We start from the raw sequence: 21,630 nt of genomic DNA, 5'->3' as shown, positions 1-21,630 counted from the left end.
GAAGCCCGAAGGATCGAGAGATGCGACAGTGTTGAGGATGCCGAGCGATGGTCAGACGCCAAAAACATGAAGAAATCGCCGGGGTTCTCGAATTTGAGGGCCGCACCAGCGAGGAGCCTGAATTTCTGGAATGGCTGGCCGATCATAGAACCCGGAACGGCGGCAAGGTCCGGGTGAGCCAGGGCGGCAAGGGCGTGCGCGTGATGTTCAGCCGGGAAGCCGATATGGCCTTCTGGAAGGCCCGTTTCGAGCGCTCCACCAAGGCCCGCCGCGCCGCTTCTTAGGTGTAGGTCTGCCGGCGCACATTCCATGAGACACAGCGCACATTCGGTGAGACCGACGCACAATGATGACAGGCGGCCTACGATTGGCGCTTCGACCCATTCTTGTTAACCAGCCCCGGGGTGGCCGTCCCGCAAGCGGGCATGGGTCTGCTTCGTTTGGCAAAAGGAAGATGACCGCGGCCAACGCGCTGCGGCGGCTGTCGGGCTCGTCATCCCGGCCACCCCTTAGAAGCAGCGTGCCCGTGCTTGATCAAAATGCGCCTTACGGATTTGCGGCGCAGCCGCTTCACGCCGGCCTTCGTCATTATTATTCGAGGGTCAGCCGCCGCCGGTATCCGAGCGACGATCAGGGGACGCCGGCGATCGCGACGTAGATCTGAACTTTGCCAGCCCTCGCCGCGATCCTGTTGCTCTATCCGGTTGCCGCCAACGCTGCCTCCCTCCGCTTGCCCTCTGCCTGAGTTGCGGCTTCCGCAGCATCGGCATCGAAGGCGCGCAGTCCCCGTCGCCTCCAAAGCTTCTTCAGCGCCTCAGGCTCCTCGTCGTGGTGCCCGTGACCTTGGAGCCGAGCGGCGGCCTCGAGCAACGCGCCGAACATGGTGGCCCGGTCATCTTCGACGAGTTCGGCCAGCCCGGCCTTGAGGACAAGGCCGCCGAGTTCGATGAGATGGCGGGTGCGGGCGCGCCGCTCGGCCTGCCAGTCGCGGACATTGCTCAAGGCCCGGCGCCTGAGCAGACGGGCGATGGCCTGCTCATTGCGCCGCATTGCCCTCAAGCAGGTCCGCAGTTCGATTGCGCGGCGGGACGGACGGTGCTCTGCCACTGCCGGGGAGGGCGTTGTCGCTAACGCCCAACTTAGCGGGAAACCCGGCATCTCCACGACGCCACGCCTCCGCGGCATGAGGGTTCGCCTTGAGCTGGTCCATGCCCCAACGCAACAGGTCCTGGAAGGCGTCAGCGTCCAGCACCTTGTCGGCGCCGGTCTCCAGAACGAGGCCGCCGAGGCGAAGCTTTTGGTCGGTCTTCATCTTCTCGGCTTTGGCAAGCAAGGCCTTGAGGTCGGCATCGATATCGAGAGTCTTGGAAGGCACCGTGTTTCTCCTGTGGGAATGAGTCCGCACAGGAGCGTCGATGCGATCGGCGCGAACGGGTGGGTCTCACGAGGCTCTTCACGAAAGTGTTACCGACGCGGCGTGTCACCTCGTCCGGTGCGTCTGGGCATGGCTGGGAGAGATGATGAACGGGAGACGGATGCCGGCAGCTTTTCAACACCAAGACGCTCGGCCTCTACCCGTGGCCAGGCGGCTCCGGTGATCCAAGTCAGTCGGAGAGCAGGGCCCTAAAAGCTAGATGCCGTGCCTGAGATGGAGGCCAACACGGTCACAGCAGGGAGGCCCGAGGGGAAGGCTTCGACCCATACGCGATGCGCCCGGCTGGGAGCCCGGAAGCCATGCGGCAGCCTTCTTGTCGTTGAAGACGAGATGACCCGGCCGCCGCCCGATGCTGGCAACCAAGCGAATGCGGCCGAAGGCGCGCGCACCGGGATATCGACGTCCCTGATCTGTCTTCGTCACGCAGATCAACCTCACTGTCAGACGCGGGGAGCAGGGTGAACTTCTCCGGCCGGAGCTGAGTGATTTCCAATGGCGCCGGGGTTTGGCCAGAAGCAATTACCGGTCCGGCGAAATAGCCGCCGCAGCGGCTCACACCGTGCCGGCGGCGGTACCGCAGATCATACGCTTGAGCCGGGCTGCGGAAGACCGGGAAGCTTGTTGGCGCGTGTCGCGCTCTCCGGTGTCCTGTTGTCAGCAACGGCCGTGCCGATGACGCGGAGAGCGAGCGGAACGGCTTGACGCGTCATCGGCCTGCGGAGTGCAACGGAGCAGATCAGCCGGATGCGCGCTTATACAAAAGCGCTGCTTTTGCTTGCACTCCCGCAGGGCGGTGGTACGGTGCCCCGAGCAACCAGAAGGCGTCCGGTGGCGATCTACCACTTCCAGAGCAAGGTCATCAGCCGCGGCCAGGGACGTGGCATCGTCGCCGCGGCGGCCTACCGCGCGGGCGCTGCGTTGTTCGACAACGAGATCGGCCGCATGCAGAACTATTTAGCGAAGCCCGGCATCGTGCATTCCGAGATCATGTTGCCCGCGGGGGCGCCGGACCGCTGGCGCGATCGCGAGACGCTGTGGAACGAAGTGACGGCCGGCGAGGTGCGCAATGGCGCGCAGCGTAAGAGCCAGCTGGCGCGCGAGATCGAGATCGCTCTGCCGCGTGAGCTGAGCCAGGCCGAAGCGATCCGGTTGGTGCAGGATTTTGTCCGCGAACAATTCGTCGCCCGCGGCATGGTCGCCGATTTGAACGTGCATTGGGGCGTGGCCACGGACGGTGCAGCGCAGCCGCATGCGCACATGCTGCTGACCATGCGGAGGGTGCACCCCACCGGCCAACGACGGGAGAAGAGCCATGCCGGACGAACCCAGCGCCAAGGCGATTCTGAACGAGGCACGCGGGGCGCACGTGACATCCCGGGAGATCCTGGAGCTGATGCAGGAGACGGAAAGCGATCCGATCCGGGTGATCAGCGCAACGCTGGAGGCAATCCAGCTGCAACAGCAAACCATCCTGACCAAGCTGGAGATCATCGAGCGGCGGCTCGCGTCGCGGGACTGATGGCAGCCGCTCGCTTGCGGGCGGGGCTACGCCGCCATGCTGAGTCTGCCGCGGCGCTGTCGAACGACGCCGGCTTCGGGTTGAAGGAGCGGGCGTGGAACAGCCGCGACCTGTTGCGGCTGTGGCGGGAGCGCTGGGCGGAGATGGTTAATGCCCGGCTGGCCGAGCTTGGCCATGACGTCCAGGTCGATCACCGCTCTCATGCCGCGCGGGGCATCGTCCTCGAACCGCAGAACAAGATCGGCCCGGCGGGAGCAAGGCGCGCCGCGCGGCAGGAGGATGCGGAGCGGGCGGACGAGCACCGCGCCATCGCCCGGCGCAATGGCGAACGCCTGCTAGCCGAGCCCGAGTTGGCGCTGCAGGCGCTGACGCATCAGCAATCGACTTTCACCCGGCAGGATTTGGCGCGGCTGATTAACCGGCAAACGGACGGGGCAGCGCAGTTCACCGCCGTGATGGCCAAGGTGGAGGCGTCGCCGGAGCTGGTGCGGATCGGCAAGGACGGCCGGGGCCGCGACCGCTTCTCCACCCGGGAGATGGTGGGCATCGAGCAGCGGCTGATGGCGACGGCGGTCGCGCTCAACAAACAGACCTCACATCGCGTGAACGACAAGCGGCGGATCGCTGCCGCCAATAGCCAATACCGCCAGCTCAGCGAAGAGCAGGCTTTAGCCTATCTGCATGTGACGCGATCGCGGGACTTGGCTGTGGTCGTGGGCATTGCCGGCGGCGGCAAGAGCACGCTGCTTGGTCTGGCGCGCGCAGTGTGGGAGGCGGAAGGCTATCGGGTGCGCGGGGCCGCCTTGTCCGGCATTGCCGCCGAAGGACTGCAGGGCAGCGCCGGGGTGGAGAGCCGGACCATCGCCAGCTGGGAATACGCCTGGGCGCAGGGCAAGGAGCTGCTGACACCCAAGGACATCCTGGTGGTGGACGAGGCGGGGATGATTGGCTCGCGTCAGCTGGGCCGGTTGATCGAGCGGGTGCATGCGGCCGGCACCAAGCTGGTGTTGGTGGGCGATGCCGAGCAGCTGCAGGCGATCGAGGCCGGTGCGGCGTTCCGGGCAATTGCCGACCAGGTCGGGATGATGGGGATCAGCGAGCCGCGGCGGCAGGGGCCGGACTGGCAACGCTTGGCCACCAAGGAATTGGCGACCGCGCGCACTGGCGCCGCCCTCGGTCGCTACCACGATACCGGCATGGTGCATCAGCACGCGACGCGCGAGGCGACCCGTAATGGCGTTGTTGCCGGGTGGGATGCGGCGCGGCGGGCAGACCCGACCCAGAGTCAGATTATCCTGGCGCATGAGCGGGCGGACGTGCGGGTGCTGAACGAGGCGGCCCGGGCGATGCGCCGAGCCGCCGGCGAACTCGGGCCGGATCACATCTTACAAACGGAGTTGGGACCACGCGCCTTTGCCGGAGGGGACCGGCTCTACTTTCTGCGGAACGAGCGTGGGCTCGGCGTGAAGAATGGCACCTTAGGAACGCTGACGGCGATCGATGGCGAGCAATTGACCGTGCGGTTGGATGGACCGGGCGGGGCGGGGACAGGGCGCGAGGTCAGCGTCGACCTGGCTGATTATGCCGATCTCGATCACGGCTATGCAGCGACGGTGCATAAGAGCCAGGGGATCACAGTCGACCAGGCGCATGTGCTGGCGACGCCCAGTATGGACCGACATCTGGTCTACGTGGCGATGAGCCGGCATCGCCATGCCGCGCAGCTGCACTGGGCGGCCGACGAGTTCGGTGACGTGGAGCAGCTGGGTGCACGGCTCGGACGGGAGCGAGCGAAGGATACGACGCTCGACTATGCCGAGCAGCCAGAACCCGATCCCATCGCGGCCTACGCTGGGTGGCGCGGGCTCGATCCGCTTCAGCCCGTCAGCGAGATCGTTCTGGTGCAGCCGGAGCCTGAGACGGAGAGGCCAATCCCGGAGTCCGGCAGGGCTCGCGACGAGCAGAGACAATCCGAAGTTGGGCCACGGCCTGCTTCCCTGCCAGCGCGGTCCCCGCGCCGGCAGGGTGTTGCTGCAGCGTCTCTGGCTGCCCTTGCCAGACACCGCGAAGCTCAAGCCGGGCCGGATCGCGAGATGCACCAGCCCTCTGCTCCCACATCCCCATCGCCCACCGATCATCGCCCTAGGACCCAGAGCAGCGACCGCACACCTCAAGTGTCAATACCGATTGAGGAGCGGCTCGCGGGGCTCGAAGCAAACCTTGCGCCTCAGCGCGCCCGGGATGATCGGCTAGAGCCGATGCTGCCCGCTGTGCCGTATCAGCCGGTGACGAAGGCGGAAGTCGCCCGGTTAGTGGCGGAACATCTCGCCACCCAGCCCTGCCCGCTGCAGTCTCAGCTTGAGAGTATCTATCGCAACCCTGTGGCTGCCCGCGCCCGTTTGGATGCACTGATGCAGAAGAGCGCGACCGTTAAAGATCTCATTGCTCAGCTCGAGAAGAAAGGAGCGGGTGTTTTCGGCAAGTTACGGGGGAGCACCATGCTTTTTGCAGGCGCGGACGCTTACATGGAGCGACATTTGGCCAAGCTAGACGTTCCGCACCTTCCCAGCGCCATACGCGCGTTCTGCCGGTTGCCTGCGGAGCTTGAAGATCGATACCGTCTAAAGCTTGAGGTACAGCGCGGCTGCGAGGCGGTCGAAGTGCCTGGCCTGTCGACCGAGGCCTTGGCGGCCATCACCAGTCTGCACCGGGTTGGCGTCAGCACGACGGTGAGTGTGCACAATCGGCCGGTCGAAAAGCTAAGTTCCAGTGAGATTAGACAGGCTGCTCGTGTGGCACCTGCTTGGAATGCCATTCCTCTATGGATACGCGCAGAGTTAGCGGCCTTCCGAAAGGCAGCGAACGCACGTCTGGGGCCGTATACGGATTTGGCGAGCAACAAGGTCCTTTCGAGGGTCTATGAGTTGTCGAGCAACATCGCCCAGGCCGAGCAGCTCGCGGACCGCCATGTGGCCGTGGAAGCAGCCCGCCAGCATGCAGAAGTGCAGCGCCGTAAGGCCGCGCAGGCAGCGGCGGAAGCCAGACAGCAGGTTGCCGAGAAGGCAGAACTCGAACGCAAGCTGCGGGAACTGCAACCGAGATCACGGCCCAGGCCATCCCCGGGACCGAGCCTGGGGTGATCTGATGGCACGGCTGGACGTCCATCCGATGCCCGGCGAGCGTGAGGGCTATGTCCTGGAGGCGGAGCGGCTGTCGCATCTGGCGACCTGCATCGTGCTGCCGCTGCTGCCCGAGGTTAGTGCGCTCAAGCCCATCGCCACGCTTAACCCTGTCTATGAAATCCGCGGCCGCCGCCATGTCCTGCCACAGGGGATCGCGAGCATCGTAAGGCGGGCGCTCGACAGCGCTGTCGCTTCGCTGGCCGAGGATGATGACAGCATTACCCGCGCGCTCGGCTTCCTGTTGGTCGGCGACTGAGCATGCGGCGCCCCCCGGCCGAGCCTCGCCAACTGCCGCTCTTCACCGAGAGCGCCTCCTTGGTGCGCATCCGGCCGGCGCTGAAGGAGTGGCGCTATTACCGCATGGAGGTTTGGCCCGATCTTTTCGGCCGCGCCCTGCTGATGCGGCAATGGGGCCGCATCGGCACAGAAGGGCATCGCCGCCTCGATCCGCATCCCGATCCGGGCGCCGCCCTCAATGCCTTGGCCCGCATCCTCCGCGCCAAGCTGGGCCGAGGCTACGAGGACCGCAAGGCAGGCTAGGACTTGGCTTGTTTGGCTGCTTACGCCGGAAGTCTTGATTGGTGGCTGCGCCACTTCAACCAGGACTCCTGTCCCAATTGAAAGTTGCGCCACATAACTCGGACCCGGATCGATCGATCCGGCTGCGATCCAGCCCCGCGCTGCCGCGCATGATCGGGGACCGAAATCAGCTCCAGCAAGCGATCGTCAATTTGCTCGTCGATAGTCTCCAGGCGACCGAATAGGGCGGGGGCCGACGGCATGGTCGGTTTTTCAATCCGTGACAGCGGACCGGGGATTGGGGCGGAAGACCTCGATCGCGTCTTCGATGGTTTCTTCACCACGAAGGAGAGCGGTCTCGGCATCGGTCTTGCGATCTGCCACTCGATCATCACCGCGCATGGCGGTAGCATGACCGCCGCGAATGATCCGGCGGGCGGCGCGCATTTCCGGTTCAATACTTCTGGCTGCTCCGCCATTTTCCTGAAGCCGGCATAAAGCCGGCCACGGAGCAGGCCAATTCTAGCAATTATTGTGATTAGTCAGTAGGATAGAGAGACAAGTAAGCCGGCCATTTCTCATGACTCACGCGGTCCCGCTTCTCTCACCTTGCCGCCCGGAAACGAACAGCCCAGCCGGCCCGCTCTGCATGACTTTGCCTTCCTTTTGGCCACCGAGGTGGGCGCGCTGGCCGGTCATCTCTCCTCCGGCACGGCAATAGCCGTGGGCGCTCTCGTGCGGGGCTAAATTGCTACTACTCCAACCTTATCGAGGGCCATGACACCCTTCCGGTGGATATCGAACGCGCCATGCGCGCCGATCTCGCCAAGCAACCGTGGCGTCGCGACCTCCAGATCGAGGCAGCCGCTCACATTGCTGTACTGGCCGCGATTGATGGGGCGCCTTGGATGAATTCGCCACCCCATCGGTCTTGGCGAAAGAGATCCATCGTCAATTCTACGAGCGCTTGCCGGAATCTCTGCGCTTCGTGGAAGAGCGTGAGACCGGCCGCCGAATCGAGGTGTAGCCGGCAAATTGCGGCCCGATCATGTCCGGGTAGGCCGTCATGTCGCACCCTCGCCGGAAGATTTGTCGTCGGCTCGGCGTGACGATGGAGGCGAATGGCTGTTTGCTTGCCTTGCCGGTCGGCTGGTATTCGCGGTGCCTGGCGTCACAACTACCGGGCCGTTCAACCAGCACTTCGTCCGCGACATATCAGCGATTGCGGCCTTGGCCGGCTCTTCGGCGCGGGAAGGTGAGATGGATCCCCTCTTCGCATTCAGCGACGCCTGCCGCGAGGAGATTCAACTGAAACGAGCCTAGTTGCGGGCCTCCGCCAGGCGGTCTCAAACACTTTCTCGGCTTTGGTCGCGGAGCCATTCGAGCAGCGCCTCAATCCTCCGATCGCTGCTGGGCGGGTGCGGGCTGAGCAGGTGGTAGGCAGAGCCGTCCTCGAGGAAGCCGAAGGGCGCGACTAGGATGCCCGCCGCGATATCCTGCCGGACCAGGGCCCAGGGTCCGATGGCGATGCCGAGGCCGGCGGCGGCGGCCTGCAGGCTGAAATAGAAATGCTCGAAGGTCTGTCCGCACCCAGGCATGAGCTGCAGGCCTGACAGCCTGGCCCAGCTCGGCCAGGCCTCCAGACGCGTCTTGGTATGCAGCAAAGGGTGGCAGGCGAGGAATGCTGCCGGCCCCGGATCGCCGCCATCCCGTAGCGATTGGGCGATGGCCGGGCTGCAAACCGGGCCGATTTGCTCCGTCATCACCAGCGCCGCCGCGGCCCCGGCCGGAAAGGCGAAATCATCGCGGCGGATCGCGGCATCGATGCCGTCCCGCACGAAGGACACCGGGCCGCCGCCTGCGGCGATATGTAGCGCGATGCCGGGATGCGCTGCATGGAAGCTGGGCAGCCGGGGGATTACCCAGCGCATCAGCAGCGTGGGCTCGCAGGAGAGCACCAACGGCGGCGCCGCAGCCTGGCGGCGCAAGTCCAGGGTCACTGCCGCGATCGCCGCGAAGGCCGCAGCCGTAGCATCGCGGAGGCGTCCGCCCGCCGGCGTTAGGAAGACGCGGCGGCTGCGCCGTTCGAACAGCGGCGTTCCCAGATCTTCCTCCAGGCCACGCACCGCCCGGCTGATGGCGCCATGGGTGAGATGCAGTTCCTCGGCGGCGCGGGTAAAGCTCTCAAACCGCGCCGCGGCCTCGAAGCAGCGGAGCGCGCCCAGCGGCGGCAGGCGCGGCGAGTGTATCGGTGCGCCTGGCTCACCATCACTGTCAGAACTCATCGTTATTCTCCGCCCTCCGCGCCGTGTATTGCATTTTCCCAAAGCGGCAAGCCGGCGCCTGCGTGAAAACACCGCACAGTCCGGCGGCGCATCCAAGACGAAAGGCCTCGCCATGAATTCCCTGCCGGTCGGCATTACGATGGGCGATCCCGCCGGTATCGGCCCGGAGATCGTCGCCAAGCTCTTCGCCGAGGGGCTTCCCGCCCCCTGCATCGTGGTCGGTGACGCGGCCATAATGGGGCGCGCCATGGCCGCCGTGGGCGCAGATTTGACGATCCGGGCCATTACGCGCGTTTCGGAGGCCGCCTGTCTTCCCGGCGTGATGGATGTGCTCGGCGCCGGCATGCCGCCCGGGGCTGTGCCCTATGGCGTGGTGGATGGGCGCGCGGGGGCGGCGGCCCATGCCGCCATCCAGCGCGCGATCGACGGGGTGCTGGATGGCAGCCTGCGCGCGATCGTCACAGCGCCCATTCACAAGGAGTCGCTGCGCGCCGCCGGCATCCGCCACCCCGGCCATACTGAGATTCTGGCCGAGCGGGCCGGCACGGCCGATGTCGCGATGATGCTGGCCAATGATGAGCTGCGGGTGGTGCTCGTTACGATCCATGTCGCACTGCGCGAGGTCATAAGCGGCATCACGCCGGCTGCAGAACTCCGGGCAATCCGCCTCGCCGAGGCGGCGATGCTCCGGTTCGGCATCGCGCGGCCCCGGGTCGCAGTCGCCGGGCTCAATCCCCATGCTGGCGAGGGCGGGTTGTTCGGCAGCGAGGAGGCGGCGGTGATCGCGCCCGCGATCGCCCAGGCACGGGCTGAGGGCATTGACGCCTCTGGACCCTGGCCGGGCGATACTATCTTCATGCGCGCACGGCGCGGCGAATTCGACGTCGTGGTGGCGCAGTATCATGACCAAGGCCTGATCCCCGTGAAATATCTCGGCCTCGATCACGGCGTGAACATCACTCTGGGTCTGCCCTTCGTGCGGACCAGCGTCGACCACGGCACGGCCTTCGACATTGCCGGGACGGGCAAAGCCGACCAGGCCAGCCTGCGCTATGCGCTGCGGCAGGCCCTCGCCATGACGGCGGCCCCTGCGGCGGGTGAAGGCGTGCCGGCATGACTGGCCCGGAGTTCATCTTCATGCTGACGCGGGCAGATCGCACCGTTCCCGATGCGATGGACCGGCTGGCGGAAGGTCTCGCCTGCGGCCTACGGCATATCGGCTTCAAGGACTTGGGCTTGCCGCTCGCCGATCTGCACCGTCTGGCCTCAGCAGTCAGGGGGGGCGGCGGCACGCTCTATTTGGAGGTCGTCAGCCTCGATGCAGCCAGCGAAGCCGCCTCGGCGCGCGCCGCCGCCGAACTGGGCGTGGATTTCCTGCTCGGCGGCACCCGGCCCGATCTCGTGCTGCCCATCCTGCGGGGCAGCGGCATTCGCTACTATCCTTTCGCGGGCCGCATTGCCGGCCATCCGAGCCGGCTGGAGGGCAGCCCCGGCGACATCCTGGAGAGCGCCCAGCGGCTCTGCGACCGCGACGGGGTGCACGGCATTGACCTGCTGGCCTATCGCTCCGCTGGGGATGTGCCGGGGCTGATCGAGGCGGTTTGCGCCGGGGTCGATAAGCCGGTGATCGTGGCCGGATCGATCGATTGCCCTTCTCGCATCGCGGCGGCGCTGCAGGGAGGTGCCGCCGCCTTCACGATCGGCACCGCCGCCCTAGACGGCGTCTTTCCGGCAGCCTCACCGGCGCTTGCCGTGCAGATCGCCGCGATTCGGGCCGCCGCGGTTGCCGCAATGATCCCGGCCGCAAGGAAACCCATCATAGACAAGGTCAATCTCGCCCAAGCTTTCGCCAGTTTCTCGGACCACTGGAACCCCAGGATCGCCGGCGAACTCGGGGATTTCCAGGTCAAGCTCGCCAAGCTCAAGGGTCGCTTCCAATGGCACCATCATGAGCGCGAGGATGAGCTATTCCTGGTCATCGAGGGGCGCCTGCGCATGGGGTTCCGCGACCGAACCGTGGATCTCGGGCCGGGCGAGTTCATCATCGTGCCGCGAGGGGTCGAACACCTGCCGGAGGCGCTCACCGAGGAGTGCCACGTCATGCTGCTGGAGCCGAGCACGACTTTGAACACCGGCAATGTCGAAAACGAGCGTACCCGGCGCGAACTTGACCGCATCGCGTGATGAATCAGCCGCACGCGTGACATCGCATCCGAAGTGCAACTCTTGAACATCCCGGCGCTTTGTGGGAGGAGCTGGAAAACGCCGAATCCTGACGGAGCCTCACCGGCCCATCGCGCGCAAGATCCGGAAAATGGAGAGGCATCGATCGCGCATGGGATTTCGATGAATAACGGACAGGTTGGCGATACCGCGATTCTTGTGCTCGGATCGCATCGCAGCGGAACCTCGGCGACGACCGGCGTGCTGTATCGCCTGGGCGTTGATCTCGGCGTGAATCTCATGCCGGCCATGAAGGAGAATCCGAAAGGGTTCTACGAGCATTTCGGGATTGCCCCGATTCATAATGAAATTATCGCCCTGTTGGATTCGGATTGGAGCGACCCCTGCTCTCTGCCGCAGGACTGGGACCGCGACCCTCGCATCGCGCCATTCCGCGAGCGGATCATCCAGGTGGTGCGGGAGGAATTCACCGGCAAGCCGCTTTGGGGGCTGAAGGATCCCAGAGTCTGTCGCCTTCTGCCGCTGTGGCATCAGGTGCTTGCCGAGGTCGGCGCGACGGGCAAAGCCATCTTCGTGATGCGGCCGCCGATCGAGGTTGCACTCTCCCTTCTCAAGCGCGACAGGATGTCCGTCGAGCAGGGTCTCATGCTGTGGTCGTCGCATGTGCTGGATGCGGAACTTCATAGCCGGAGCATGGCGCGAAGCGTGATCTTCTACCAGGACCTGTTGCAGGACTGGGTTTTTGAAATGCGCCGCCTGCGCGACGAACTAGACATCGAACTCTCCGCCTTTTCCACGCGCATCATCGATGACGTTAACGACTTTCTCGACAGCGACCTGCGCCATCATCGCGACGCCGCGGTGCCCAATCTGCGCGCACCGCAAAGCGCCTTGGCCGAGAAGCTTTACGAGGCCATGCTCGCATGGCGTCGTGAGGGTGTCTCACCCGCCGCCGCCTGCGATGATATCAGGAAGGAGTTTTCCTATATTGAGCGTGGTGCCGCGCCGGTCGCCAGCCATTGGCGCGCCAAAGCGGTGGAAGCTCGCCGTCAGGCGGAGGGCGAGCGGCAGCATGAAGCCGATAAACGCCGCGATGCGGAAAAACGCGGCGACTATCTCGAGACCGTGGTGCAGCACCTGGAGCGGGATGTCGGCGAGGCTGCGCGGCGCGCGAGCGCGGCCGAACAGGCGGTGTCGCATGCGCAAAGCGTGATCGCCGCGGGACAGGCCGAGCTGGCGGCCTGGCAGGCGGAGCTAACGGAAGAACAGGGGCGCGCGCGGGCACTGACCGACCGCTTGGTGAATCGTGAAAAGGAAATCCAAGAGACCCGAGAAAAGGATGCGATCTGGGCAGCGGAGTTGCAGCAGGCCAAAGCGGAATCGGATAGCAGGGGGGTAATTCTGCTGACTCGGCTGTCAAATGCCGAAGTGCGCATAGCGCAGTTGCAACAGGAACGCGCGAAATATCTCTCCTCGACGAGCTGGCGGATCACCGCGCCGATGAGAGGCATCGGCAAGTTGACGCCGCGCATCTTCAGGCGTGGGCTGGTGGGCGGCGTCAAGCTCGTCTGGTGGAGTCTCACGCTGCAGCTGCCCCGAAAACTTCGCCGTCGTCGCGATATCCTGGTGCGATCGCGGATGGAGAGTCTGGGGCATTCGGCGGGTGGCGACCCCAACGGGATACGGACGGAGGCTGAAGCGGCCCGATCCAACACCGAACACAGAGGGTGAGATTTTTTCCCGCGCGCTTGACCCGCGCGGCGATTGTGCCAAACCTCCGAGCGATAGGCAGCAGGACGACAGGCAATGCCCGGCGCGGTGACGCAAATCGAGGATCACAAAGGTGATCACTACTACGACGTGATGAAGCGGATCCATGAGACCATCGACCCGCGCTCCTATCTGGAGATCGGCACCCGCACCGGCGGCTCACTGATCCTGTCGAAATGTGTTTCGGTCGCAGTCGATCCCAAATTCCACATTACCTCGAATATCATCGGCGCGAAGCCAGCCTGCTTCTTCTACCAGATGACGAGCGACAGGTTTTTCAAGTCAGTCGATATAGCGCCGATCATCGGCGGCGAGATCGACTTCGCCTTTCTCGACGGTATGCATCTCTTCGAGTTTCTTCTGCGGGATTTTTATAATACGGAGAAACTCTGCGGAAAGCATTCCATCATCGCGCTGCATGACTGCCTGCCGCCGGATGTGCGCTATACCAGCCGTTACGAAAGAGACAGCGACATTCGCAAAGACGCCAGCCATCCGCATTGGTGGGCGGGGGATGTCTGGAAGGTGCCGGTCATCCTGCGCAGGATGCGGCCGGATCTGCATATCATCGCGTTGGATGCACCACCCACGGGCCTCATCCTCGTCACCAATCTCGATCCGGCCTCCAGGGTTTTGGAGAACGGCTATCGCGCGGTCGTCGATGAATTCTCCCAGTTGAGCCTGGAGAGCCTGGGATTGGACAAATTATCGGAGGAGCTCGGCGTCATTTCCACGGCCAAGCTGAAAGCTTTCGAGGATATAGCTTCGCATCTATCTTGAATACGTCTCCATGAGCTGGGCGAGGTCCTGTCCGGCTTGCGGAAGGCCATTGGCTGCGGCCTTTTCCAACCAGAACCGGGCTTTTTCCGGATCGGTGGGTCCCGCTAGGCCGCGTGCGAAGTAGCGGCCTAGCATGAGTTGTGCATGCGGATGGCCCTTCTCGGCCGCCTTCAGGTACCATGACTGGGCAATCGTGCGATCGGCGGGAACTTCATGTCCGCCACCATACATGGCGCCAAGCGCGAAGATCGCGCCGACATGGCCTTGCTGCGCGGCGAGTTTGTATAATTCCAGCGCCGCAGGATGGTCGCGGGTTCCACCGCGGCCATCGAGGTGAAGCTCCGCCAGGGCGACGCGGGCCTCTGCAATGCCGGCCGCAGCTGCCCGGCCATGCCAAGCGCGAGCCTCGACAAAATCGGCCGCGACGCCGCGCCCCTGGGCGAGCATGAGCCCGTACCAATATTGCGCCCGCGGCACGGTCTCAGCGGCCTGACGCAGCCAGAGAACAGCCGCGGCATCGTCACGCTCGCCGCCGACGCCGCGGGCCAGACAAACACCAAAATTATAGGCTGCCAAAGCATCGCCCTGCTTGGCCCTTTGTTCGAACCAGGCGCGTACGGTGAGTTTTTCCTCGGGCGAGGCAGTGTCGTTCATCGCGAGCTTCGCGAATTCGACCTGGGCCGCTTGGTCGCCGCGCTCGGCGGCGTAGCGGAACCACTGCTTCGCCACCTCGGCATCCTGGGCCACGCCGGAACCCGTCAGATAGAGATGTCCAAGCATACGTGCCGCCCCCGCATGGCCGCCTTCTGCCGCACGTGAGAACCAGATCGCGGCCTCACCGTAATTGGGTGGCAGATCACCAGGCTTGACGTAGAGATCGCCCAGGCGCGCGGCGGCATCGGCATCCCCCGCCAAAGCTGCACGGCGCAGCCAGGATTCACCGGCGAGCAAATCCTGCTTGATGCCGCGACCTTGCATGAGCGCCAAACCCCAGCTCGCTTGGGCCACGCGAAGATTAAGCTCCGCAGCGCGCTTATAGAGCTGCACACCGCGAGGCAGGTCGGGCGCCGTGCCAATCCCGTGATGAAGCATCACACCCAGTAGATAGATCGCGACGGGCAGATCCGCATCGGCGGCCTTGGCCATGTGAATGGCGGCTTCGCGTAACCGCGCCTCGCTGCGTTCGCCGCTCATGAGCGCACGGCCGTAGCCGAGATGGCCTTGGGGACTGCCGCCCGCCGCGGCACGGCGATACCATTCCTCGGCCGCGGTCTGGTCACGCATTTCTTCGGGACCGAGGGAAAGCACAGTGCCGAGCAAGGCCTGCGCATCGGGCTGGCCTTCCTGCGCCGCGAGCTGCGCCCAATATTGCGCCCTGGCATAATCCGGCTGCAGCTTGATACGGGTCGCGAAGAGATCGGCGATGGGTGCCTCATCGCCCTGCATCGGAATCGCGCCATGAAGATAGAGGCCGGCAAGTTTGACTTTCGCGCCAAGGTGGCCGGCTTCGGCGGCAAGCTTGAGCCAATGAGCGGCATTCGCGTGATTGACCGGCACGCCCATGCCATCCGCATAGGCGCAACCAACACGGTAGAGAGCTTCCTGTTCTCCGGCCCTTGCACGGCGCGCGAGCACCCTGAAAGCGCGCTGGGTCTTACCGGTTTTGATCAGGCGATCGGCATAGCCGATGCTGCCCCCTTTGGAGAAGGGTGCGGCCAGCTTGTCGACGAAGTTGCTCATCTGGAAACGCTTTTTATCACGGCTTAGCGCCTAGATTCTTGCCCGTGACTTCCTGAAATAGCCGTAGTTGTCTAGGTAAGCACTCGGCCAAGCTATATTGAGCCAACACCGTTTCCCGCGCACGCGCGCGAATGTTTCCGAGACTATCCCGATGGGTCAAAACATGATCGACCTGTTTGGCAAGCGCCTCCGGATCGAAGAAATCCACTAGAAAACCGTTTCGTCCGTCCTCGATAAATTCCTGCACAGGCGGTGTGCGTGAGCCCACGATGATACATCCCGCCGCCATTGCCTCGACGCAAGACCAAGACAGGATGAAGGGCACCGTGAGATAGATATGCACCGATGAGATTTGCATGAGCGCCCGGAAGGACTGGTAGGTCACGCGCCCCATGAAATGCACGCGGCTGAGATCCGGATCGACCTCCGCCAGCATGGTGTCCTTCCAAGTCTTTCCATCCGGTGCCGGGGGGCTATAGGAGACCTCGTCGCCGCCGACGATGATGACCTGCGCAGAGGGCCGGCGATGTAAGATTTCCGGAAGCGCACGTATGAAGGTGGGAAAGCCCCGATAGGGTTCGAGATTCCTGGAGACGTAGGTGATGACCTCGTCTTCTCGCGTCAACCGACGACCATCCGGGAGCGTAAACTGTGCCGCCGGGTCTGGGCACATCGTCTCAGTGTCGATGCCGTCGAAGATGACTGAGAGCTTGCGATGAAAATCGGACGGATGACGGTCCTTTTGCCATTGCGTCGGTGTGATGGCGCGATCACAGCTTTGCAAGGCCATAAGCAGATGCGAGTTCCGCACGCGAATACGGCAAATCTTGTCAATATCGAGCGGCGTGGTTTCGCCAAAACCTGCATCCGCACCATCGGCGGAATAGTAGAATTCCGCGTAGTTCACTAGCTTTGCGGCGGGGAAAACATCTTTAACGAAAAGCGAATCGCCCCATCCGGAATGAGCTACAACAAGATCCGGGACAAACCCCTGTTTTTGTTGCAGCGTTAGCCCAACGCGGACGACCTGCTGGCCATGCAAGACTGCATTCTCGTAGCGCTGCAAATAGGAATGGGTGGTGGGATGCACCTCACGCGGCGGCTTGTAGGTGACGCGCCTCACGCCGCGGATATCGATGCCGTCCCGCTTTGTGACGAAGACCACGCGATTCGCTGGGTCGCGCGCCAAGGCGGGCGCCAAGTGTTTGAACTGCCCGGGGATATTCGGGTGAAGAAATAGAATATTCAAGCTGGCACCTATGGCGGCCATCAGCCTCGCCGCGGGATTTGCCGAGCCGAGGAAGACAGGGAAATCGACGGCCCGTCCGCCGTGAGGAAGGGCTGGCTCTTACGATAATGAATAAAGGCTTCATCCTTGTAAGGATGAAGCCTTTATTGCGTTTTCCTCAACCAACCGCGCCTTTGGAATCAATCCACGTGGGCGCGATGGAAATAAGGGCGGCCTAAGCCGCCCTTAGCCTAGTTACGCTGTCGGAATCGCTGTGCCATGCGTGAAGTCCGAAGTCGTCAGGGCGACAGTGGAGTTACCGAGGGCAACAAACGTGTTTGCCGCTGCCCCGGCGGCGCCAGTGTTGTTATAGCCAATCAGTTCATTGCCACTGCCATCGGCCGTGTAGGCGACCTGCCCAGCACCAAGTGAGGTCCCCAAAAGGGCAGCCACACTGGTGGAAGCCAGAACCGAAGACACCGTCTCTCCCACATCAAGGAGATCAGAACCCTGTGTGAAGTCGGTTACCGTGGCATGTGATGCCACGGTTCCAACATAGGGGAGAGCGCCAGCCGAATTTTCGAAGGCGAAAACGTTGTTGCCGCCCGCTCCGGTCAATTGAGCCGCACCGACGCCACTGTCGAAGATGATGTCATTGCCGGCACCGCCATTGACAACATCTGCGCCACCATTGGTGAGAATGGCATCGTCACCACCGTTGCCGTAGATAGTATCCGCAACGGTATTGGCAAGCGTGGCGCCGGCACCTGTCACCGAGCCCACACCACCGAGAATGGTATCGGCTCCGTCCGCGCTGTCGGTGACACCACTACCGCCGAAGATCGTGATGGCCTGGGTTGTTGTGCTGGCATCGATGACGTCGCTGCCGGTAGCCCCAAAGATCATCGCGCCTGAAACGGAGGAGACGACGTTGTCGAAGTCACCAGAGATTGTGTCGTTGCCAGCGCCGCCGTTGATGGAGTCAGCCCCGCCGCCGCCAGCAATGGAGTCGTCGCCACCATTGCCGTAAATGGTATCGGCGCCGACGCCGCCGGTGATGGTATCGGCCCCATCGGTGCTGTCGTTGATGCCGTTACCGCCGAAGATCGTGGCACCCTGCAGCCCGGTCGAGGTGATGCTGTCGGCGCCGGAGCCGCCGAGGATCATCGCGGTCGAGGAGGTGCCGCTGGCACCTGTGGCGTCGAAGTTGCCGGAAATTGTGTCGTTGCCGACGCCGCCATTGATCGAGTCGGCGCCGCCGCCACCGGCGATGGAATCGTCGCCACCATTGCCATAGATAGTATCAGCGCCGCTGCCGCCGACGAGGGTATCGGCCAGATCAGCGCTGTCGTTGATGCCGCTACCACCGAAGATGGTGATGCCAGCGGTCGAGCCGGTGGCATCGATGCTGTCGTCGCCAGTGGCTCCCCAGAGGACCGCGCCAGTCGTGAAGGAAGCTGTGAGCAGGGGCGGAGCGTTGAGGTTGTCGGGGCCGCTGATGGTATCGTCGCCGCCGCCGCCGTTGATCTGGTCTCCACCAGCGCCGCCGGCGATGATGTCATCGCCGCCGTTACCGTAGATCGTATCGGCGAAATTGCTGCCGGCGATGGAATCAGCCAGGTCGATGGAATCGTTTATCCCGGTTCCGCCATAGATAAGCTGCCCGGCCGTGGTTGCTGAGTCATTGATGGGATTGGCGCCGTCACCGCCGAAGGCGGTGCCCCCAGCGCCAGTTTGTGCGATGGTATCACCCTGGCCAAACCCGACCGACAGGTTTCCGGTCAGGGTGGTTGCGCCCGTGGTGAGACCCAGAGTGACGGTGCCCAGGGGGGACGTCAGAGTTCCATCACCTTGGAGGATGTCCGGGGTGACATTATTCAGGGTCAATGTCGCGCCATCTGCCGCGGTAAAGACGACCGTGCCGGTGGTGAGACCAGGCGATGGCGTGTAAGTGGCGCCGACCAGGACTTTATTGGCAATACTGACCGTATCGGTCGCGGGATCAAATCCGTTGCCCGAAGTTAAAGTGACGTTCTTGGTGCCGTCGAAGACAAAATTAGCCATGGGGCAGATTCCTATGCAGACGGTTAGTAGATTGAGCGGCTGTCGGTTGAGTGGTTTGAACTGCGGGCACGGTTCGCGACGGCATGGGAGGATGCCGCTCAAACGTAAGCCCTCGAGAGAATTCGCGAGTGCTATGCCTGACTTCTACATGGTCGACCGAAACGTCCTCCCAGCTCATTGTTAGTTAGCTTAATCCAGGCAAGAAAACGGTGCTAGATCAAAAAAGGAAAGGCTTGGCGATGAATGCGCTGTCGCCGAGGTCAGGCGCCCCCTTGCAAACCATTGAAATTGCACGAGGCCAAAATTCACAGGATGGACGAAGCGTACGAAACCAAGCTTCGGAGGAGGTGGAAACCGCCGCGCTGAGGCAAAATCCGGCTGGTTAATCCGAACCAAATTGGTTAGCGCGCAAGACTAAGTACTTCCTATTAGATGGCGGAACATAGATTTCGCCAGATTTATGGTGGGGGAGATAATGATGAATGTCAGGTTGCCATAATATATAATCCCTAAGTATATTTGCTCCGTTTTGGTAATGTTCTTGTAATCTTGCAGAGTTAGGGCAAGTCGCCGTATTGGCATCCACGGAGACTTGCGCCAGATCGGCGGACCTACCCGAGTTCTTAGTTAATGCTCGACTTCAGCAAAAACTCTTAACCTCAGCAAAGTGCTCAAAGACCGCGTCATCGCGGCTTTCCAAGCTTCGGTGCTTTTATGGTCAGCCATTAGCTTGCGGCGACCCACGGATGGTGTCGCGGCTCAAGGAAAATGCTTCTAGCAATGGTCGGTCCGGCCGCCGGCCCCGGCGGGTCGAGGGCGGAGCCCTCGCCTGACTTACAGAGTCAGGTCGTAGCGCTCCATCTTACGATAGAGCGTGCTGCGGGAAATGCGTAGGGCACGCGCCGCCTCGGCGAGGTTGCCGTGGCAGTGGCGCACCGCCTGCGCGATGGCCGCGCGTTCCGCCTGTTCCAGGCTGGCGCCCGGGGCGCTTTCCGGCGCCGCCAAGACAGGCGCGCGCCGCGCCGGGGCTGCCTCGAGCAGGGCCGCCGCCTCCTCCTCGGTCACCGCCTCGCGTTCGGACATCAGCAGTAGGCTTTCAACCATATTGCGCAGCTCGCGCACATTGCCGGGCCAGGCATAGATGCGCAGCATCGCCATGACCGCCTCGCCAAAGATCCGGGGCGGTACCTCGTGGCGCAAAGCGAGCTGGCGGTTGAAGTGATCGACCAGTAGGTCGACATCGCCCTCCCGCTCGCGCAGCGGCGGCGGCGGCAAGCGGGTCACGCTCAGCCGGTGATAGAGGTCGCGGCGGAAGCGGCCGGCATTCACCTCGTCGAGTAGGCAGCGATTGGTCATCGCCACCAGCCGCACATCGACCTGCCGAGGCTGGCCGCTGCCGAGGCGGTAGATCACGCCTTCCTCCAGCACCCGCAGCAGGAAGGATTGCAGGTCGAGCGGCATCTCACCGATTTCGTCGAGGCAGAGTGTGCCACCATTGGCCTGTTCGAACCGCCCCAGAGCGCCGCCGGCATTCGCGCCGGTGAAGGCGCCGCGGACATGGCCAAAAAGCTCGCTCGCCAGTAGATCCTTCACCACGGCGCCGCAGTTGAAGACCACGAAGGGGCGGCCCTCGGCGGGGTCGCCATGGACGGCGCGGGCGAAAAGCTCCTTGCCGACGCCGGTTTCGCCCTCGATGAGCACGGGCACTCGCTTGCCGGCGAGCTGCCGCACCCGGGCCAGGGCGCGCTGCATGCTGGTACTATGACCGATGATACGGGCGAAGGGTTCCGTTGCTTCGGAACGAGGCTCCGGGTCCGCCGCGAGCCCGCTGCCGCGGGCCAGGGTGGAATGTGACAGGCTGGGGATCACCAGCAGCGCGCCGATGGTGCGGCCGTCGATACGGATCACATTGAACCAGTCGGCGCGCAGCGGTTCCGGCAGCAGGGCCGCCCAATCCTCGACAGGGGTGCGGTTGTCGAGGCCCGGCAGACGATGGCCGAGCAACCCCATGGGCGGCACCCGCCCGCTGCGATGCACGAGGCGCCCGGCGCGGTCGATCGCCACGAGACCCGCGACATCGGCGGCCGAGGTGCGCTCCAGGCAGGCCTCCAGCAGGCGCATACGCTCCTGGCTGGCGCGTTCGTTGAGCACCATCTCGATCTGCCGGGCGATCGCGACCGCGAGGCTGAGATTATTGCGCTGATAGGTCGTGGAGGGGCCGGAAATATCGACCACGCCGAGCACTTGGCCGGTGCCGAATTCGAAGATCGGAGCGGCGGCGCAGGTCCAGGCCTTGATGCCCTCGCAGAAATGCTCCGAGGCATGGACCTGGGCGGGGCGGCCGGTCGCAAGCGCCGTGCCGATGCCATTGGTGCCAACGGTATCCTCCCGCCAGTCGCCGCCTTGCATGAGGTGGATGTCCTGCCCGTCATCGAGCGTCTGATGGTCACCGACGGCATTGAGCACGATGCCCTCGGCATTGGTCAGCAGCATGAGCGAGCGGGAGCCGCCGAAGAGTTCGGCGGTATTGGCGAAGACATCCGAGGCGGCACCGAGCAGGTCGGCATGGCGATGGCGGAGATGGGCCATGGCATCGCCACGGGCGGCGAGGGGGGCGGCGCGGCCGCGCGGATTGATGCCGAGCTGCTGGCTGCGCAGCCAGGAGGCGACGACGAAATTGCCCTCCGGCGCGAGGGCAAGCGGATCCCCGGTGAGGAAGCGCTCCCAGGCCCGCATGGTATTGCTGGCCGCGCTGCGCTGCTGGATGTTGAAGGGCCAGGCGCCGGGCGCGTGCGAACCGCGCTCGCTCAAGCTGGGCGTATTGGCGCGAGTCTCCGGCGGCCGCGCCGGGGGTCCGGCCGGGCCCATGCGCCGCGTCTCAGGCATCCACCTTCTCAGGTGCTAGGCCCGGCATGGCCTCTTCC

Annotated in this window: 16 protein-coding genes; 9 read left to right on the top strand and 7 right to left on the bottom strand. The window is 63.9% G+C overall.

Annotated features, from left to right (window positions below):
• The first annotated feature begins 47 nt into the window (after positions 1–47).
• The gene (locus GSQ83_RS26480) at positions 48–284 is read left to right on the top strand and encodes a hypothetical protein (protein ID WP_158805861.1); all 237 of its coding nucleotides are present in this window, start codon (positions 48–50) and stop codon (positions 282–284) included.
• 412 nt (positions 285–696) lie between these two features.
• Here the strand turns inward: GSQ83_RS26480 and GSQ83_RS26475 are convergent, their stop codons facing one another.
• Both GSQ83_RS26475 and GSQ83_RS26470 read right to left on the bottom strand, forming a co-directional pair.
• A complete protein-coding gene (locus tag GSQ83_RS26475) occupies positions 697–1,050 on the bottom strand; it encodes a conjugal transfer protein TraD (RefSeq protein WP_158805860.1) in 354 nt (117 codons plus the stop codon).
• Complete coding sequence (locus tag GSQ83_RS26470) at positions 1,037–1,375, bottom strand: hypothetical protein (RefSeq protein WP_158805859.1); 339 nt, start codon at positions 1,373–1,375, stop codon at positions 1,037–1,039. The genes GSQ83_RS26475 and GSQ83_RS26470 overlap by 14 nt, the downstream gene beginning before the upstream one ends.
• Positions 1,376–2,263: 888 nt before the next feature.
• Between GSQ83_RS26470 and traA the strand changes: the two genes are divergently transcribed.
• From traA to GSQ83_RS26450, 4 genes are all read left to right on the top strand, one after another.
• On the top strand, positions 2,264–6,094 hold the full coding sequence (gene traA / locus GSQ83_RS26465; RefSeq protein ID WP_254065925.1) for a Ti-type conjugative transfer relaxase TraA: 3,831 nt from the start codon (positions 2,264–2,266) through the stop codon (positions 6,092–6,094).
• Positions 6,095–6,098: 4 nt separating this feature from the next.
• Positions 6,099–6,392 carry a CcdB family protein gene (locus tag GSQ83_RS26460; RefSeq protein ID WP_254065924.1) on the top strand — a complete coding sequence of 98 codons (294 nt, stop codon included), beginning with the start codon at positions 6,099–6,101 and terminating at the stop codon, positions 6,390–6,392.
• Positions 6,393–6,394: 2 nt separating this feature from the next.
• Complete coding sequence (locus GSQ83_RS26455; RefSeq protein WP_158805857.1) at positions 6,395–6,676, top strand: WGR domain-containing protein; 282 nt, start codon at positions 6,395–6,397, stop codon at positions 6,674–6,676.
• A gap of 240 nt (positions 6,677–6,916) precedes the next feature.
• Positions 6,917–7,153, top strand: a complete 237-nt coding sequence (locus GSQ83_RS26450; RefSeq protein WP_158805856.1) for an ATP-binding protein — start codon at positions 6,917–6,919, stop codon at positions 7,151–7,153.
• A gap of 848 nt (positions 7,154–8,001) precedes the next feature.
• On the opposite strand, the gene GSQ83_RS26445 is transcribed toward GSQ83_RS26450, so the two are convergent.
• Complete coding sequence (locus GSQ83_RS26445; protein WP_158805855.1) at positions 8,002–8,940, bottom strand: LysR substrate-binding domain-containing protein; 939 nt, start codon at positions 8,938–8,940, stop codon at positions 8,002–8,004.
• Between the two features lie 112 nt (positions 8,941–9,052).
• Here GSQ83_RS26445 and pdxA point away from each other — a divergent pair, with 112 nt between their 5' ends.
• The 4 genes from pdxA (at position 9,053) to GSQ83_RS26425 (ending at position 13,674) form a co-directional block, all read left to right on the top strand.
• Entirely contained in the window at positions 9,053–10,057 is a 1,005-nt protein-coding gene (gene pdxA, locus GSQ83_RS26440) for a 4-hydroxythreonine-4-phosphate dehydrogenase PdxA (protein WP_158805854.1), read from the top strand.
• The gene (locus tag GSQ83_RS30770; protein ID WP_254065923.1) at positions 10,054–11,124 is read left to right on the top strand and encodes a cupin domain-containing protein; all 1,071 of its coding nucleotides are present in this window, start codon (positions 10,054–10,056) and stop codon (positions 11,122–11,124) included. The genes pdxA and GSQ83_RS30770 overlap by 4 nt, the downstream gene beginning before the upstream one ends.
• A 534-nt stretch (positions 11,125–11,658) precedes the next feature.
• Positions 11,659–12,855, top strand: a complete 1,197-nt coding sequence (locus tag GSQ83_RS26430) for a hypothetical protein (RefSeq protein ID WP_216850596.1) — start codon at positions 11,659–11,661, stop codon at positions 12,853–12,855.
• Between the two features lie 75 nt (positions 12,856–12,930).
• Complete coding sequence (locus tag GSQ83_RS26425) at positions 12,931–13,674, top strand: class I SAM-dependent methyltransferase (protein ID WP_158805852.1); 744 nt, start codon at positions 12,931–12,933, stop codon at positions 13,672–13,674.
• Here GSQ83_RS26425 and GSQ83_RS26420 read toward each other — a convergent pair.
• The 4 genes from GSQ83_RS26420 to GSQ83_RS26405 form a co-directional block, all read right to left on the bottom strand.
• Positions 13,666–15,414 carry a tetratricopeptide repeat protein gene (locus GSQ83_RS26420; RefSeq protein ID WP_158805851.1) on the bottom strand — a complete coding sequence of 583 codons (1,749 nt, stop codon included), beginning with the start codon at positions 15,412–15,414 and terminating at the stop codon, positions 13,666–13,668. The genes GSQ83_RS26425 and GSQ83_RS26420 overlap by 9 nt on opposite strands.
• A gap of 16 nt (positions 15,415–15,430) precedes the next feature.
• Positions 15,431–16,684 carry a glycosyltransferase family 4 protein gene (locus GSQ83_RS26415; RefSeq protein WP_254065922.1) on the bottom strand — a complete coding sequence of 418 codons (1,254 nt, stop codon included), beginning with the start codon at positions 16,682–16,684 and terminating at the stop codon, positions 15,431–15,433.
• Positions 16,685–16,897: 213 nt separating this feature from the next.
• A complete protein-coding gene (locus GSQ83_RS26410; protein ID WP_158805850.1) occupies positions 16,898–18,706 on the bottom strand; it encodes a calcium-binding protein in 1,809 nt (602 codons plus the stop codon).
• An 834-nt stretch (positions 18,707–19,540) separates the two neighbouring features.
• Positions 19,541–21,592, bottom strand: a complete 2,052-nt coding sequence (locus GSQ83_RS26405) for a sigma-54-dependent Fis family transcriptional regulator (RefSeq protein ID WP_216850595.1) — start codon at positions 21,590–21,592, stop codon at positions 19,541–19,543.
• Positions 21,593–21,630: the final 38 nt, after the last annotated feature.

Source organism: Acidisoma sp. L85 (genome assembly GCF_009765865.1).
In the GTDB taxonomy this organism is placed as follows: Bacteria; Pseudomonadota; Alphaproteobacteria; order Acetobacterales; family Acetobacteraceae; genus Acidisoma.
This window is presented reverse-complemented; position numbering and strand designations above follow the sequence as displayed.

What these genes read in the sequence shown, in the direction of transcription:
- GSQ83_RS26480 (WP_158805861.1), top strand. Translation starts at nt 48, where the DNA reads ATGGTCAGACGCCAAAAACATGAAGAAATCGCCGGGGTTCTCGAATTT.
- GSQ83_RS26475 (WP_158805860.1), bottom strand. Translation starts at nt 1,050, where the DNA reads ATGCGGCGCAATGAGCAGGCCATCGCCCGTCTGCTCAGGCGCCGGGCC.
- GSQ83_RS26460 (WP_254065924.1), top strand. Translation starts at nt 6,099, where the DNA reads ATGGCACGGCTGGACGTCCATCCGATGCCCGGCGAGCGTGAGGGCTAT.
- GSQ83_RS26455 (WP_158805857.1), top strand. Translation starts at nt 6,395, where the DNA reads ATGCGGCGCCCCCCGGCCGAGCCTCGCCAACTGCCGCTCTTCACCGAG.
- GSQ83_RS26450 (WP_158805856.1), top strand. Translation starts at nt 6,917, where the DNA reads ATGGTCGGTTTTTCAATCCGTGACAGCGGACCGGGGATTGGGGCGGAA.
- GSQ83_RS26445 (WP_158805855.1), bottom strand. Translation starts at nt 8,940, where the DNA reads ATGAGTTCTGACAGTGATGGTGAGCCAGGCGCACCGATACACTCGCCG.
- pdxA (WP_158805854.1), top strand. Translation starts at nt 9,053, where the DNA reads ATGAATTCCCTGCCGGTCGGCATTACGATGGGCGATCCCGCCGGTATC.
- GSQ83_RS30770 (WP_254065923.1), top strand. Translation starts at nt 10,054, where the DNA reads ATGACTGGCCCGGAGTTCATCTTCATGCTGACGCGGGCAGATCGCACC.
- GSQ83_RS26425 (WP_158805852.1), top strand. Translation starts at nt 12,931, where the DNA reads ATGCCCGGCGCGGTGACGCAAATCGAGGATCACAAAGGTGATCACTAC.
- GSQ83_RS26420 (WP_158805851.1), bottom strand. Translation starts at nt 15,414, where the DNA reads ATGAGCAACTTCGTCGACAAGCTGGCCGCACCCTTCTCCAAAGGGGGC.
- GSQ83_RS26415 (WP_254065922.1), bottom strand. Translation starts at nt 16,684, where the DNA reads ATGGCCGCCATAGGTGCCAGCTTGAATATTCTATTTCTTCACCCGAAT.
- GSQ83_RS26410 (WP_158805850.1), bottom strand. Translation starts at nt 18,706, where the DNA reads ATGGCTAATTTTGTCTTCGACGGCACCAAGAACGTCACTTTAACTTCG.
- GSQ83_RS26405 (WP_216850595.1), bottom strand. Translation starts at nt 21,592, where the DNA reads ATGCCTGAGACGCGGCGCATGGGCCCGGCCGGACCCCCGGCGCGGCCG.